This is a genomic window from Bacteroidales bacterium, from assembly GCA_012517825.1.
Taxonomy (GTDB): Bacteria; Bacteroidota; Bacteroidia; order Bacteroidales; family JAAYUG01; genus JAAYUG01.
Map to the genome: position 1 here is coordinate 49,591 of JAAYUG010000028.1, position 15,193 is coordinate 64,783.

Below are 15,193 nucleotides of genomic sequence, written 5' to 3' on the forward strand. Positions count from 1 at the left end.
CCGGTACAATTATTTGCCAAGAGCTTTACTTATGATGGCTTCCATTTCGCAGGCCGCATTTTTCATGGTGCGGCTGATTATTCCTCCGGCAAAAAGAGAAATCATTTTCGGATTCATCAACGAAACGTAAGTTTTTCCGTCTTTTCTTTCAAATACTGCAATCCGGCATGGCATTAGGGATGCTGCCAGCTTTTCCGCATCGTGAGAGAGAATTTCGTAAGCAAATTCCGGCTTACAGAATTCACAAATCCTGATCTGACTGATTTTTTTCCCCCACTTCAGCATGGTTTCCTGAAGATCATGAACCATTGGCACTTTCCAGTTATTTCTTTCCGCCTCTACTCTCAATGCATCGCAGGTGTCAATGAAAGAAAACGGGCTTTTATCTTCCAGAAAAAAAATCCGGAAGAAAAAAAGCCTGAAAAACAGATATACAAGAAGGATACCTGTTGCGATACCCAGAATGAGCCCTGTTATAAAACCAGCCATAGTAAATCAGTTTAAATTAGCCAATATGCTTTCAAAAGACAATTATCCCGGTTGACCAGAGTTTGTTTCGAAAAATTTGCCAGGTGGGTACAACATCTGACTGTTTATGATGCCTCTTTTTTTCTGCCTCCGTATGATTTATTGATTAAAAATACGAAATTGGCAGGAAAAAGAAAAGCGATTGAATCACGCCAGGGTTCGGCTGTATAAGGAAGGTAATCCGGATGCAGGACCTGTTGTCTACTGGATGAGCCGCGATCAGCGTGCACAGGACAACTGGGCCCTTATTTTTGCGGATATGCTGGCCAGAGACAATAAAAGGCCTCTGGTGGTTGTTTTTCATTTGCTTCCGGCATTTTCAGGGGCCGCCATACGGCATTACCGTTTTATGATAAATGGCCTGAGGGAGCTTCAACTTCGGCTGAATGACCTGGGCATTTCATTTTTTGTTTCTACCGGTGAAAAAGGACTGGTTTCCTTTCTGCAAAAAATTAAGGCGGGTTTTCTTGTAACTGATTTTGATCCGTTGCGGACCAAAAGGTTCTGGAAGCAGGAAACGGTTAAATCGCTTGCTATCCCTGTTTATGAAGTTGATGCGCACAATATAGTTCCCTGTTGGGTAGCTTCAGACAAACAGGAATACGGAGCCTATACATTTCGTCCAAAAATTCATCGGCTTTTGCCTGTTTTTCTTGATCCATTTCCTGAACTGGAAAAACAAAAATTCCCTTTCCGGCTTAATGAACCGCCTGACTGGAATTTGCTTTCTTCCGTTCCACAGGCGCCTTCAGCGGGTCCGGACATCCGGCATATTCATCCGGGAGAAAAAGCAGCGAAAAAAGGTTTGGAAAACTTTCTGGAAAATGGATTGGCAGAATATGAAGAAAAGAGGAATGATCCATGCGAGGATGGAACTTCCGGATTTTCTCCATGGCTGCATTTCGGGCATATCAGTGCTCAGCGGATTGCTCTGGAAATCCTGAAACAGGTTCCTAAAATACGGGGAACAGATGCCTTTCTTGAACAACTCATTATCCGGCGTGAACTGGCCGATAATTTTTGCTATTATAATTCAATGTACGACCGTTTTGAAGGTTTTCCCGAATGGGCAAAAAAGACGCTGAATAAACACCAGAACGATGAAAGGGAGTATTTGTATACCGAAGAAGAATTCGAAAATGCTCTTACCCATGATGAACTCTGGAATGCCGCACAAAAAGAAATGGTACTAACGGGGAAGATGCATAATTACATGCGGATGTACTGGGCTAAAAAAATCCTTGAATGGACATCTTCTCCCGAAGAAGCATTGCGCATTGCCATAAAACTGAACGACAAATACGAGCTTGATGGCAGGGATCCGAATGGCTATACCGGATGCGCATGGGCCATTGGCGGAGTACATGACAGGCCATGGGGAGAACGTCCGGTTTACGGAACCATCCGGTTTATGAATGACCGGGGTGCTGCAACAAAGTTCAATACGAAACAGTATATTCGCAAGGTACATAACCTGGATCTTTTGGAAAATACCGAAAATAAAAATCCATGAAGAAGGGAATGTTTATTTGTTGTTTGCTTCTTTTGCAGATATCACTTTCTGGCCAGATTCCGCAGGAAGTATTCGAAGCAAGAAGAAATGCCCTGATGGCGAAAATTCATGACGGAATTGCCATTCTGGGTGCGGCTTTTGATGAGGAATCCAACCGGCATGAATACCATCAGGATGCTTTGTTCCGCTATTTTACAGGTATTAATCAGCCGGGAATCATCATCGTACTGCATCCGGCTGGTGAACATAAGTACAGTATTTTCCTGCCGGAACAAAGTCTGATTGCAAGGATTTACGGTGGTAGCCGTTTGTCGGCTCAGGAGCTGAAACAAACCTATAAAGCCGATACGGTATATTCTTTCAGAGTGTTTTCTGAAATTATGAAGAGAATTGCAAAGCCCGGGGTCAGTATTTACAGAGATCCTTCCAACCGTTTCAGTGAAAACATTCTTACAAGTCTGGCAAAGGATGGCAAGCTGAATAAGGCCACCATGGCTGATCTTCGGCCTTTAACGGATGAAATGCGCCTGATAAAAGATTCAACAGAAATAGAATGTTTGCGGAAAGCCATTAACATCACGTGCAAGGCCCTGGAAGATGCCTATGCGGTTTGCAAACCGGGAATGTATGAGTATGAAATTGAAGCAGCCATTGAATACAGATTCCGGAAGGAAGGTTCTCCTATGCCGGGATATCGTTCCATAATAGGTTCAGGTCCTAATGCCACCGTGTTGCACTACGATCAGAATACACGATTAATGCACAACGGAGATCTGCTGCTCATGGATGTTGGTGCGGAATGGGAAGGTTACTCGGCAGATGTTACACGTACCATTCCGGTCAGCGGAACTTTTACGAAAGAACAGGAAGAAATTTATCAGCTGGTTTTGAAAGCGGAAGAAGAAGCCATAAAATATATGGTGCCCGGAAGAGGCGTTCTGGAATGCCATCACAGGGCGGCTGATGTTATCTGCGATGGACTGTACAGGCTCGGATTGATGACCGATCCTGAATCTCTCTGGCAGAGAAAGTTTTATATTATTTACCGCGTAAATCACTGGCTTGGGCTGGATGTACACGATGTGGGAAGTTACGGGCCTGCCTCGGAAGACTACCGGACCTATATGTTCAATAAGGAAGTCAAGGGAAGACCTTTAGTTCCCGGTATGGTCAGTACCATTGAACCTGGTTTGTACTTCCGGCCGGATGGCCTTCAGCAACTCAGGGAAATTGCAGGAAATCTGGCAACAGAGAAAGAAATTGCGACGTTTCTTGAAAAAGTGGGTCCGGTTTATGAAAAATATAAAAATATTGGGATACGTATAGAAGACGATGTGCTCATAACATCCAACGGAAATGAGGTGCTGTCGTCATGCATCCCCAAATAGTCTATACCGCTCATTGCATCAGAAAAATTCCTATGCAATGCGTTTCGCTTTCGCTGAACCGAAAAGGTTCCCGATAGAACGGAAGGAGTAAACCTGATTCATTCATTTTCAGTGAGAAACAGAAAATGAATGAATAGCTGAGATTACTCTGATTTTTCAACCGTTGAGGTGCCCAGCAAAGTATAAAGCGGGCAAAAGCGGATCAATGCCGTAGCAAGAATTACCAGCCCGAGAAGACCCCACCAGCTTTCAAAAAAAATACCGGCGGCAGCGATCAGAAGGCCAAGAACTATTCGAATTGTGCGGTCAATACGCCCGATGTTTGGTTTCATAGTTGTAAGTTTTAAAGATTGAACTAATACAATTTGTTATGCTACTAACAATTGGCTGAATAAATAGTTCGACTGAACAATTATCGTTAGGACCTTACAACAGTTTTATTCCAAAAAGGTGTTCACAAAGGATTTTTATCCCAATCAAAATTAATATAATTCCACCGAAAATTTCCATTTTTCTTCCAAATCGTTCACCTGTTTTCTTGCCGAAGAGAATCCCGAGCATGGAAGCAATAAAAGTTACAGCTCCAATGATGAACCCTGCCGTAAGTATGCGGGTTTCGAAGAAGGCAAGACTTATACCGACAACCAGAGCATCAATACTGGTGGCAAGGCCAAGACCAGCCATAACCCGCGGTTGTAAAGGATTGAGCTGTTTCTTTTCTTCCTTTTTGAAACTTTCAGCGATCATTTTTATGCCAATGATCAGCAAAAGTATAAAGGCAAGCCAGTGGTCGTAATCTGCAGCAAAGGTTCTCACCCTGGAACCAACTACCCAGCCAACAACCGGCATAGCCCCCTGAAAAAAAGCAAAGGTCAGTGCAATTTTGGCGGCATTGAAGAAGGTTATACTGCTAAGTATCAATCCGGTAGTTACTGATACGGCAAATGTGTCAAAACAGAGCCCAATGGCCAGGAGAACCAGTGTAAAAAATTCCATACATTATGATGAGGTGTGCAAAGGTATAAATTCAATTTAAAACCGAAATTCTGATATTGCTTTAACGCGTTATCTCCCCTGTTCACCCCGTTTTTTCCCCGGTTCGTCGAAACCATGTTGGATCCGGCAAGCAGTATAAAGTAAATTAGTAGTAAATTTCTTCACTGTGGTCCGTCAGATTATTTTAGCAATAGTCTTATCAGCATTCTGTCTTTTGTCAAAGAGTCAGATTGTAATAAGCGGCATTGTTCTGGATCAGAAAAGGAATCCTCTTCCGGGGGCCAATGTATACTTTGAAGGATCGTTTAACGGTACCATAACCGACACAGCAGGTAAGTTTGTCCTCAAAGAACAAGAACCTGAATTGAATATTTTGGTTATCAGCTATATGGGTTATAATGAAAAACGGATAACAATCGACAGGAAGCAAAAATCTGTTTTTCTTGAAATCAGGATGGAAGAAAAAATGACCGCATTGAAGGATGTGGTAATTACGGCCGGAACGTTTGGAAGTACCGATCAAAAAAAAGCTGTAATTCTCAATGCCTATGATATTGCCACAACAGCTTCTGCCATGGGTGATATTTACGGAGCCTTGCATACCTTGCCCGGAAATTCCTTTGTGGGTGAAGACGGTGGTTTATTTGTAAGAGGGGGGGAAGGAAATGAGGCAAGAACTTTTATCGAGGGTTTGCTGGTTCATAAACCTTATACTTCGCGAATGCCTGATTTGCCGGCAAGAGGGCGATTCAGTCCGGTTTTGTTTTCAGGAACGATGTTCAGTACAGGAGGATTTTCGGCTGAATACGGGCAGGCAATGTCATCGGCTCTTATTCTCTCGACTGAAGGTACTGTTGCCAGGAAAGGAACCAATTTCGGCATACTTCCTTTTGGAGGCAGTGCTTCGCATGCACAATCTTTTCACGATGGAGCCCTATCGGTTTCCGGGGATTATTTCAACATGAGATACTATTATAAGCTGTTTCCTCAGGAGATATGCTGGATAAAAGAACCGGAAACCATGACCGGCAATCTGATGTACCGCCAAAAAATACGGCAAAAAGGAATGCTGAAGGTTTTTGCTGCTGCAGAATTCAGCAGCAGTATCCTCTCTATAGAAGAACCGGGCACTGCCAATATGACCAGATATGGTCTGCAGAATTCCAATGGGTATTGGAATGCGGTGTACTCTCAGGAATTAAGTAATCTATGGTCAATGCGAACGGGATTTTCCATTACAGCAGACAGAGATAATATTAAACCTGCGGAGGATCATTTTACGGCTACTGAAACCGATCTGTATGTGAAACAGGTTTTTTCGCGAAGTGAACAAAAAAATCTGAGTCTGAAGGCAGGTGCTGAAATGAATTTACGCAATTACCGCCAGATCTATTTCAGGCAAAGCGATGGATTATCGGTCAGGCAGGGTCTGAATGGATTAGAATCTGCTGTTTTTACCGAAGGAGAATATAAAATTGCTGGAAAAGTAAGCCTGCGGGGAGGATTAAGAAGTGAATATAACGAGTACAACAAAGAACTAAATCTTTCACCCCGTTTTGCAGTTGCATTCAAAACATCTGATTTTAGTCAGATTTCGGCAGCATGGGGTTATTACACCCAGCTTCCCGAAACCAGGTATTTGATGATTAACCATGAACTGACCAACCAGCAGGCTATCCATTATATTGTTAACTATCAATGGATAAAGCAGAATCAAACTTTCAGGGCAGAAATCTATTACAAGAACTACCAGCATCTTCTTCGGTATGATTCATTATATGCCCCATACAAATATCAGTATAATTCAGGTGGATATGGTTTTGCCAGAGGAATCGATTTATTCTGGAGGGATAAAAAAACATTGAAAAATGCGGATTACTGGTTATCTTATTCATATCTTGACACCAGAAGACTGTTTCATGATTACCCGGTAGCAGCTCGTCCGCCGTGGTTTCCTGACCACACTTTCTCAGCCGTTTATAAACAGTATTTTTCACGGATTAACATACAATTGCTTTCTTCCTTTTCGGCGATGAGCGGAAGGCCTTATGAAGACCCCAATAAGGAAGGATTCATGAACAGCACAACTCCTGTTTACACCGATCTGAGTATTGGTGGCAGCTATGTTCTTATAAAAAAAGCAAATCTGTACATATTACATGCCCAGATAACCAATGTTCTTGGATCGAAACAGATTTACGGCTACCGGTATGCAAAAGAACCCGATGCGAATGGTTTTTATGCCTTTAAACAACTCAAACCGCCTGTCAAAAGAATGTTCATTGTTGGTATCTTTTTATATTTCAATTACTTTTAACCAAAATGTAAGTCTATGAAACCGTTTGTTTTTTTCTTTTTTTTGGTCATTCCTCTGGCCACCTTTTCGCAGGAGACCAGATATGAAAAGGCCATGAAAGAGCAGCTTTTGGCTCTTGATACAACTAGTAGCAATGAGGGGCTGACAAAGATTGCAATGGCTTTTGAAAGAATTACAAGGGCTGATACTTCTCAATGGCTGCCGGCATATTATGCCGCTTATGTGAACGTAATGGTCAGCTTTAATGAAAATGATCCTGTGCGGAAAGATGCCATACTTGATAAAGCCGAGGAAATGCTGAATGTTGCAAAATCCCGTAAACCCAATGAATCAGAAAATTGCGTAGTGGAAGCTTTTCTGTACCTGGGAAGAATTCAGGCTTATCCGATGGAACGCGGGATGGAATATTCCCTGCGTGCCAATGCTGAGCTCGACAGGGCTATTTCATTAAATCCTGATAATCCGAGAGCTTATTATTTAAAGGGTACAACTATTTATTATACCCCTGAGCAATTTGGCGGAGGAAAGGATAATGCCATGCCCTATCTGCTGAAGGCTAAAGAAAAATTCAGTCAGTTTTCTTCTCCTTCTGCTTTCTGGCCTTCATGGGGAAAAGAACATCTGGAGTCGATTCTGAAAGGCGGCCAGTAAAATTCGGTTCCTTTCTGTAAGGATAAAATATTCCTGTCATTAAAAAGAGAATGTATTATTGCCGGAAACAGGATGTAAATTCTGTTTCCGGACTTTTTTACAGGCACCTTCTTCTTTCTCCTGCAGATACGGCAAAATTCTTAACTTAGTGCCATCATGAAAACTCTGGTTGTATTAACGGGAGCTGGCATAAGTGCCGAAAGCGGGCTCAAAACTTTCCGTGATTCAGGAGGGCTTTGGGAAAATTATGATGTTATGGAAGTTGCCAGTATTTACGGCTGGGAAAAGAATCCCGGGCTGGTGCTGAGGTTTTACAACGAACGACGCCGGCAACTGGCAACAGCAAAGCCCAATTACGGGCATATAGGTCTTGCAGAACTGGAACAACATTTTCATGTTCATATCATTACCCAGAATATTGATGATTTGCATGAACGGGCCGGAAGTACCCGGGTGCTTCATCTTCACGGAGAGCTTAACAAGGCCCAGAGTACCGCTGATCCGTCACTCATATATGACGTTACAGGCAAGGATATAAACCTGGGAGATCTCTGTGAAAAGGGTTCTCAGTTACGGCCTTTTGTGGTTTGGTTCGGAGAGCCCGTACCTGCTATGGAAGAAGCAGTGGCATTGGCCGGGAAGGCAGATATATTTGCTGTCATCGGTTCTTCGCTTGTGGTTTACCCGGCGGCAGGGCTTCTGGAGTTTGTGCCTGAACATGTTCCTGTATTTGTTGTTGATCCTAATGAGGTAACCGTACCTTACAGGAAAAAGGTTGTCTATATTAAGGAAAAAGCGAGCAAGGGAGTTAAAATTCTGAAAGAAAAACTGCTTTCTGAATATGCCTGAAAGAAAGGTGTTGCTTTGGTTGTTGTTTTTGTCGTTTGTCCCGTTTCAAATGAAGGCGCAGGCCTTTACGGGAGGTTTGCTGGGAGGTTTGTCGGTCAATCAGATCGACGGTGATGAATATGCCGGATACGATAAAGCCGGTATTGTTTTTGGAGGATGGGTGCGCACCAATACAACAGGGCCTTTTCAGGTGCAGGGCGAAATACGTTATTTTGGAAAGGGTGCAGGCAACCGGGCCAATCCCGATCAGCCCGACAGGTATTACAGGGTGCGGCTGCGTTATATTGAAGTTCCTGTGCTTTTACGGTATACTGTCTCATCGCGTATTCCTTTGGGGTTGGGTCTTTCAGCCGGGTATCTTGCAGAGGCAAAAGAAGATCTTACCGGCGACGGATATATTGATCCGGTGCGAAAATTCAGGAGATTAGAACTGGCAGGACAGGCAACGGCAGGGTATGACTTTTCTTCCCATATAACAGGGGAGATACGTTTTTCGTACAGTCTGATTCCTGTAAGGGATCATCCGGGCGGGCAGACTTTTCTGGGTAACCTGGGTCAGTATAACAATAACCTGTCGTTTTGTATTCTTTATATGCTGGGAGGAAGAAGGTGATGAACGATAACCGCCATGTTCGGCTACTGATAGGTATTACTGGTGCCAGCGGAAGCATCTATGCAAAAAAATTGCTGGAAAGAATTGCCAACATGCCGGACAAACCGGAACAGACCGCGGTTATCTTCAGCGAAGCAGGTGAAAAGGTATGGCAGTACGAGCTGGGAGACACGTCTTTCGGAACATTGCCTTTTACGGTATACAGGAATGATGATCTGTTTGCACCTCCGGCTTCCGGCTCGGCAGGCTTTACCGCAATGGTTATTTGTCCGTGTTCGGTTGGCACATTAGGGAGAATAGCTGCCGGCACAGCTGAAAGTTTGATAACGCGTGCGGCAGATGTTATGCTGAAGGAAAGACGAAAACTGATTCTGGTCATCCGTGAAGCTCCGTTGAATGTGATTCATATCCGGAATATGGAGACCGTTACCCTGGCCGGGGGAATTATTTTTCCGGCCAGTCCGGGTTTCTATTACCCCGAAAAGGATCTGGACAGTATTATAAACCATTTTGTTGAAAGGGTTCTCGAGACTGCCGGAATCAAAATTCACGGCAGGTACAGTTGGGGTTCTTCCCGCTAGGCAACAGCCAGGGTTGCAACACTTACTTTTGTGTCAGGTACAGTCAGGATTTCATGCGCACATGATTCCAATGTAGCGCCCGTTGTTACCACATCATCAACCAGCAAAATGTGCTTCCCCTGTATTGCTTCAGGTTTAATGATTCGAAATATATTTTCAACATTTTTCCACCGGTCGAACCTGGATTTACGCGTCTGGGTTTCGCTGGCAATGGCCCTTACAAGGATATTTCTCCATACGGGTTTATGGAGTGCCTCTCCCAGGCCATAGGCAATCCATTCACTTTGATTGTATCCTCTTTTCTGTAATTTGTCGGGATGCAGAGGTACCGGAATGAGCAGATCGACCTCCGAAAAAACCGAACCGGCCATGTCGATTCCCATGATCCTGCCAAGTTCCTTGCCGAGTTCTTTCATTCCGCGGTATTTCATGGCATGAACCATATGCTGAAAGTGCCCCTTTTTCTGAAAAAAGAATCCCGCCGTGCCATAAACTACAGGAACCCGACCCCAGAAAAGAACTTCCACCGGATTGTTTCGCCAGCGGTGATACCCCGTGCGGGGCAAATGATAGCGACAACGAGTGCATATTAACGACTCATTACGGAACAGGCTGGCCGAACAGCCTGCGCATAAACGAGGGAAAAAAAGATTAAGAAAATCGTCAAGATAAAGCCCGATTTGTTGCATGCCCTTTTTCTGTTAATACCAGAAAAGGGAAAAACTAGCAGAAAAATCAGCTTATCATATTATATATCAATAATATACAAATATGGCAACGGATCAAGGGTTGTCATCCTTGTCGTTCTTTTTCGTTGAGGGTTTACGGATAAAAACTCCTGTCAGAAGGCCCATTACAAAGAGTATTACCATCAGTACTGAAACAGGGCACGGAATTGTCCAGAAGAATATATGTACATCGCAACTGGATGAATTCTGTACTGAGAATACAACAAGCAAAAGCACCAATATGACGGAAAATATAAGTTTTTTATTCATTGCGAAATGAGTATTAGAATCATATAAAAGTAGGAAAATCTATCCTTTGCTCCAAATTGTTGATATAAATCACCAAAAGATTGATAAATGGATAAAAAAAATCATTATTTTTACTAAGTTATTTAATTAACTGGAAATTAAGCTTTTATAAATTTTAAACATATTAACTTGATAGTCAATAAATTGATTGTTTAGTTGCTAGCACATTGGCTGAAACATTATTGCAGAAATAACGTAAACACAAATATCTGTTGATTAGGGAGATTGTGGTGCAAAATGATTAGAAAAATAAAATTTATAGGGATACATGAGGAATAAAAAGACTATTTGCCTGGCATTGCTGGGTTTACTGGCTGGAGTTGTTATCCATGCACAGCCGATTATTCTTTCCAAGAACATTACCAATGTTAGTCCCTGCAGTTCCTCTTCCAACGGGGAGGTTACCATCACCATCCGGAAAAACGGGACGGATCAGTTTACCTATACCATTTATAAAAATTTTCCGATTGTAACGCAATCTATTGGCCCTACAAGCGATACTGTAGTAACATTTTCCGGTTTAGAGAAAGCGAGTTACTTTTTTATTTTAAAATGGGATTTACCTTCCAGCAACGTAATGTCTGACTGGATTACAATAGGCGGACCGGGTATAATTGATATTGCGAGTCAATCGGTTACTGCAATTACCTGTCATGGAGATAATAACGGAAGCATTACGGTTTCGGGCAGTGGAGAGACAGGAAATTATGTGTATGAGTTATTTAATTCAGTACCTGTAAAGGTTACAGAAAATGGGACGGGCGTATTTACGAACTTATCGGGGGATACCTATACTGTACGTGTATCGGATGTTACCTGTCCGGGTTCAAAAACAAGCAGTCCGTTAACAGTGCAGGATCCACCGCCTATTTCAATTACAGGGACCAGTTCTGCCAATGTTAACTGTTATGGTGCCAGTAACGGAAGCATTCAGGTAACAGCCTCAGGGGGTACCGGCACACTCACCTACACCATTTCGCCGGGAGGATCGGCCAATAATAATGGTTTGTTCACTAATCTGGGACCGGGAACCTATACTGTATCGGTAACCGATGCAAATAATTGTCCGGCGGCTGTGGCGGGACCGGTAACGATTACCGAGCCGGCAGTGCTGAATGCCAGCGTGGCATCTACCAATGTAACCTGTTTCGGATCAGCCGATGGAACTATCTCTATTACCAGTCCGAGCGGAGGTTCCGGTAATTACCAGTATTCCATCAACGGTGGTTCTTCCTGGCAGGGTTCGGGGAATTACACTGGTCTGCCAGCGGGCACATACGATGTCAGATTGCGCGATCAGGCGGTGCCCACCTGTGAAGTTGTCCTTAGCGGGAGTCTAACAATAACTCAGCCAGCAGTTCTTAATGCAACTGTTTTATCAACCAATGTGACTTGTTTTGGTGGAAATAACGGCTCTATTACATTGTCATCGCCAACCGGAGGCTCCGGTCAGTATGAATTTACCATTAACGGAGGAACATCCTGGAGTTCTTCCGGCACCTTTACTTCATTAACAGCCGGAACCTATGATGTGCGTATGCGCGACAAACTTCAGCCATCCTGCGAAAAGGTGCTTAACGGAAGCCTTCAGATTACTCAGCCATTGCAGATGAGTGCTACTGTTTCCAAAACCGATGTAACGGGATGCTATGGCTATACGAATGGTTCAATTACAATTTCGTCTCCTGTTGGCGGATCGGGAGTATATGATTTTACTATTAACGGCGGCTCTTCCTGGCAGGGGAGCGGCAGTTTCACCAATCTGGCTGCCGGTACGTATAATGTCCAGATGCGCGACCGGAATGTCCCGTCCTGCATAATCATTTTAAACAGCAGCCTGGTCATCAATCAGCCAGATCCTCTTACAGCCACCATAACAACAAAGGATGTTACCTGTTTCGGTAATGATGACGGAGAGATTAAATTCAACAATCCCCAGGGAGGTTCCGGATCGTACCAGTTTAGTGTTAACGGAGGTACTGTATGGCGTACCAACGGCACATTCAGTAAAACAGCTGTTCCTCCTTATCCCATTACAGCCGGAACCTATTCGCTGATGATGCGCAATACGCTTGTTCCTTATTGTCAGACAAGCCTCGGTACCGCTGTCATCAATCAGCCGGGCCAGCTGAATGCCACACTCGTAGTTACCCAGATCACCTGTAACGGGGCAAGCAATGGCACTATTACCTTCAGCTCCGCAAGCGGTGGAAGCGGAGCGTATCAATATTCCATCAACGGAGGAACAAGCTGGAATGATAATCCCCTGTTTTCCGGATTAGCTGCCGGAACCTACAACTGCCAGATTCGTGACAAAAACGTGCCGACCTGTTCCCGCATTCTTAACAGTGCCGTAGCCATTACGGAGCCTGCTGCTCTGAATGCTGATGTTGCCAGCACGAATGTGACCTGCAACGGAGCAAATGACGGTACAATAACTATCAGCAATCCTACCGGTGGCTGGGGTACCTATGAATTTACCATAAACGGCGGAACAAGCTGGCAATCGTCAGGAAATTATACCGGCCTTGCTCCCGCATCCTACAATGTGCAGATGCGGGATGCTGCCAATCCATCCTGTATAAAGGTGCTGAATGCAGCCCTGGTGATTACCCAGCCCAATGCACTGACTGCAACTGTCAACAAAACTGATGTTACGTGTTTCGGAGGAAATGACGGAAGCATCATCATATCCAATCCACAGGGTGGGTATGGCACCTATGAATTTTCCATTAACGGAGGATCAGCCTGGCAAGCATCGGGTACCTTTGCAGGTCTTTCTGCAGGAACGTATGATGTGCGCATCAGGGATGCTGCCCATACGGGATGTTTTGTTGTGCTCAATCCAGCCCTTGTTATCAGTCAGCCCGGACAGCTTAATGCTGCCGTATCAAAAACTGATGTAACGGGCTGTTACGGAAATAATAACGGAGCAATAACCATTTCTTCTCCATCTGGAGGCTCAGGTGCCTATCAGTATAGCATTAACGGAGGTTCTTCATGGGAGGCTTCGGGAACTTATTCAGGTCTTGTGGCAGGAACGTACGATGTACGAATCAGAGATGCAGCTGCTCCTTCCTGCACCAGAATTCTGAACAGTGCCCTTGTGATTACACAGCCGGCCCAGCTGAACGGAACTGTAAGCAAGACCGATGTAACCTGCAACGGAGGCAATGACGGATCCATAACGATCAGTGGTGCTTCAGGTGGTTCAGGAACCTTTGAGTACAGTGTTACCGGTTATCCCTGGCAGGCCGCAGCAACCTTCAGCGGGTTACCTGCCGGAACCTACAATGTTTTCATCAGGGATGCCGGCAATCCTTCCTGTCAGAGAACACTGGCAACAGGACTTGTTATCAGCCAGCCGGCTGTTCTTACGGCTAATGTTGCCAAAACTGACGTGACCTGTTTCGGAGGGAGTGATGGTTCAATATCAATAACCAGTCCTGCCGGTGGACATGGAACTTATGAATATTCCATTAACGGAGGTTCTTCGTGGCAATCTGCTGGAAATTATACAGGATTGCCGGTGGGAAGCTACAATGTGCAGATCAGGGATGCCGCCTATCCCTCCTGCTTTGTTGTTCTCAATCCAGCTCTGACGATAACTCAGCCTTCCCTACTTTCAGCTGCAGTTGCAAAAACTGATGTCACCTGTTTTGGCGGAAATAATGGCACGATTACCATCAGCAGTCCATCGGGTGGCCACGGAAGCTATGAATACAGCATTAACGGAGGTTCTTCCTGGCAGGTATCGGGCAACTTCGCCGGACTGATTGCTGGAACCTACGACGTGCGGATGCGGGATGCACTTTATCCGGTTTGTTCGGTAATCCTCAGCGGTGCGTTGGTTATTAACCAGCCTGCACAGCTCACGGCAAGTCTCTCAAAAATTGACGTTTCGTGCCATGGGGGGAACGACGGGGTTATTTCCATCAGCGGAGCCGCCGGTGGACATGGCACCTATGAATATTCAATAAACGGAGGAAGCAGCTGGCAGGCATCCGGCGTTTTTGCCGGGTTAACGGCCGGAACATACGATGTAAGGATGCGTGATGCTGCCTATCCGGCATGTTCAGTCGTTCTCAATCCTGCCTATCAGATTACAGAGCCTCCCGCTCTTACTGCCACTATAGCTACGACCAATGTAACCTGCCATGGTTCTGCCGATGGATCGATTACTATAAGCAATGCACAGGGCGGACATGGCACGTATGAGTTCAGTATTACAGGAGGCATCAGCTGGCAAAGTTCGGGGGTATTTACCGGACTTCCGGCCGGCTTTTATGATGTACGCATCCGTGATGCTGCCTATCCGATTTGCAGCACCATTCTTAATCCGGCACTTGAGATTACCCAGCCGGGTTTACTTACAGCTGTCATCAGCAATACCGATGTAACCTGTTCCGGAGGAAGTGACGGGAGCATAACTCTTTCCGGCGCTCAGGGAGGTCATGGACATTATGAATACTCTATTAGCGGAGGAACCAGCTGGCAGGCAAATGGTTCATTTACGGGTCTCCCGTCGGGAAGCTATGATGTGCGGATGCGCGATGCTGATTTTCCGGGATGTTTTGTAGTACTGAATCCCGCACTGACAATCAATGAACCTTTGCCACTGAGTGGAACAGTTAACAAGACAGATGTGACCGGTTGCTATGGCAATACAAACGGAAGCATTTCAGTTGTTTCTGCGGCCGGAGGATCAGGTTCCTATGAA

General features: G+C 44.8%; 13 protein-coding genes. 8 read left to right on the forward strand and 5 right to left on the reverse strand.

The window, feature by feature from the left end:
* Nucleotides 1-9: 9 nt before the first annotated feature.
* Entirely contained in the window at nt 10-489 is a 480-nt protein-coding gene (locus tag GX419_01980; GenBank protein NLI23460.1) for a DUF302 domain-containing protein, read from the reverse strand.
* 181 nt (nt 490-670) lie between these two features.
* Here GX419_01980 and GX419_01985 point away from each other — a divergent pair, with 181 nt between their 5' ends.
* Both GX419_01985 and GX419_01990 read left to right on the forward strand, forming a co-directional pair.
* Nucleotides 671-2,041: a deoxyribodipyrimidine photo-lyase gene (locus GX419_01985; protein NLI23461.1), complete on the forward strand. Its 1,371-nt coding sequence runs from the start codon at nt 671-673 to the stop codon at nt 2,039-2,041.
* Nucleotides 2,038-3,429 carry a M24 family metallopeptidase gene (locus tag GX419_01990; GenBank protein ID NLI23462.1) on the forward strand — a complete coding sequence of 464 codons (1,392 nt, stop codon included), beginning with the start codon at nt 2,038-2,040 and terminating at the stop codon, nt 3,427-3,429. The genes GX419_01985 and GX419_01990 overlap by 4 nt, the downstream gene beginning before the upstream one ends.
* Before the next feature lie 143 nt (nt 3,430-3,572).
* On the opposite strand, the gene GX419_01995 is transcribed toward GX419_01990, so the two are convergent.
* Together GX419_01995 and GX419_02000 are read right to left on the reverse strand one after the other, a co-directional pair.
* On the reverse strand, nt 3,573-3,761 hold the full coding sequence (locus GX419_01995; GenBank protein NLI23463.1) for a DUF2892 domain-containing protein: 189 nt from the start codon (nt 3,759-3,761) through the stop codon (nt 3,573-3,575).
* 94 nt (nt 3,762-3,855) lie between these two features.
* Nucleotides 3,856-4,425 (reverse strand): manganese efflux pump, encoded by a 570-nt coding sequence (locus tag GX419_02000; GenBank protein ID NLI23464.1) that lies wholly within the window; start codon nt 4,423-4,425, stop codon nt 3,856-3,858.
* Nucleotides 4,426-4,591: 166 nt separating this feature from the next.
* Between GX419_02000 and GX419_02005 the strand changes: the two genes are divergently transcribed.
* From GX419_02005 to GX419_02025, 5 genes are all read left to right on the forward strand, one after another.
* Nucleotides 4,592-6,742, forward strand: a complete 2,151-nt coding sequence (locus GX419_02005; protein NLI23465.1) for a TonB-dependent receptor — start codon at nt 4,592-4,594, stop codon at nt 6,740-6,742.
* A 15-nt stretch (nt 6,743-6,757) separates the two neighbouring features.
* The gene (locus GX419_02010; GenBank protein ID NLI23466.1) at nt 6,758-7,393 is read left to right on the forward strand and encodes a hypothetical protein; all 636 of its coding nucleotides are present in this window, start codon (nt 6,758-6,760) and stop codon (nt 7,391-7,393) included.
* A gap of 156 nt (nt 7,394-7,549) precedes the next feature.
* Nucleotides 7,550-8,242 carry an NAD-dependent deacylase gene (locus tag GX419_02015; protein NLI23467.1) on the forward strand — a complete coding sequence of 231 codons (693 nt, stop codon included), beginning with the start codon at nt 7,550-7,552 and terminating at the stop codon, nt 8,240-8,242.
* The gene (locus tag GX419_02020) at nt 8,235-8,855 is read left to right on the forward strand and encodes a PorT family protein (protein ID NLI23468.1); all 621 of its coding nucleotides are present in this window, start codon (nt 8,235-8,237) and stop codon (nt 8,853-8,855) included. Before GX419_02015 ends, GX419_02020 begins: the two co-directional genes overlap by 8 nt.
* Nucleotides 8,855-9,436, forward strand: a complete 582-nt coding sequence (locus GX419_02025; protein NLI23469.1) for a UbiX family flavin prenyltransferase — start codon at nt 8,855-8,857, stop codon at nt 9,434-9,436. Before GX419_02020 ends, GX419_02025 begins: the two co-directional genes overlap by 1 nt.
* Here the strand turns inward: GX419_02025 and GX419_02030 are convergent.
* The gene (locus GX419_02030) at nt 9,433-10,125 is read right to left on the reverse strand and encodes a ComF family protein (protein ID NLI23470.1); all 693 of its coding nucleotides are present in this window, start codon (nt 10,123-10,125) and stop codon (nt 9,433-9,435) included. The two genes, GX419_02025 and GX419_02030, sit on opposite strands and share 4 nt — an antisense overlap.
* 93 nt (nt 10,126-10,218) lie before the next feature.
* The gene (locus tag GX419_02035) at nt 10,219-10,434 is read right to left on the reverse strand and encodes a LapA family protein (protein ID NLI23471.1); all 216 of its coding nucleotides are present in this window, start codon (nt 10,432-10,434) and stop codon (nt 10,219-10,221) included.
* A 307-nt stretch (nt 10,435-10,741) separates the two neighbouring features.
* On the opposite strand from GX419_02035, the gene GX419_02040 reads away from it, so the two are divergent.
* Nucleotides 10,742-15,193, forward strand: a 4,452-nt coding sequence (locus GX419_02040) for a hypothetical protein (protein NLI23472.1), incomplete at its 3' end; no start/stop codon positions are given.

What these genes read in the sequence shown, in the direction of transcription:
- GX419_01980 (NLI23460.1), bottom strand. Translation starts at nt 489, where the DNA reads ATGGCTGGTTTTATAACAGGGCTCATTCTGGGTATCGCAACAGGTATC.
- GX419_02000 (NLI23464.1), bottom strand. Translation starts at nt 4,425, where the DNA reads ATGGAATTTTTTACACTGGTTCTCCTGGCCATTGGGCTCTGTTTTGAC.
- GX419_02030 (NLI23470.1), bottom strand. Translation starts at nt 10,125, where the DNA reads ATGCAACAAATCGGGCTTTATCTTGACGATTTTCTTAATCTTTTTTTC.
- GX419_01995 (NLI23463.1), bottom strand. Translation starts at nt 3,761, where the DNA reads ATGAAACCAAACATCGGGCGTATTGACCGCACAATTCGAATAGTTCTT.
- GX419_02015 (NLI23467.1), top strand. Translation starts at nt 7,550, where the DNA reads ATGAAAACTCTGGTTGTATTAACGGGAGCTGGCATAAGTGCCGAAAGC.
- GX419_02025 (NLI23469.1), top strand. Translation starts at nt 8,855, where the DNA reads ATGAACGATAACCGCCATGTTCGGCTACTGATAGGTATTACTGGTGCC.
- GX419_02020 (NLI23468.1), top strand. Translation starts at nt 8,235, where the DNA reads ATGCCTGAAAGAAAGGTGTTGCTTTGGTTGTTGTTTTTGTCGTTTGTC.
- GX419_01990 (NLI23462.1), top strand. Translation starts at nt 2,038, where the DNA reads ATGAAGAAGGGAATGTTTATTTGTTGTTTGCTTCTTTTGCAGATATCA.
- GX419_02035 (NLI23471.1), bottom strand. Translation starts at nt 10,434, where the DNA reads ATGAATAAAAAACTTATATTTTCCGTCATATTGGTGCTTTTGCTTGTT.
- GX419_02010 (NLI23466.1), top strand. Translation starts at nt 6,758, where the DNA reads ATGAAACCGTTTGTTTTTTTCTTTTTTTTGGTCATTCCTCTGGCCACC.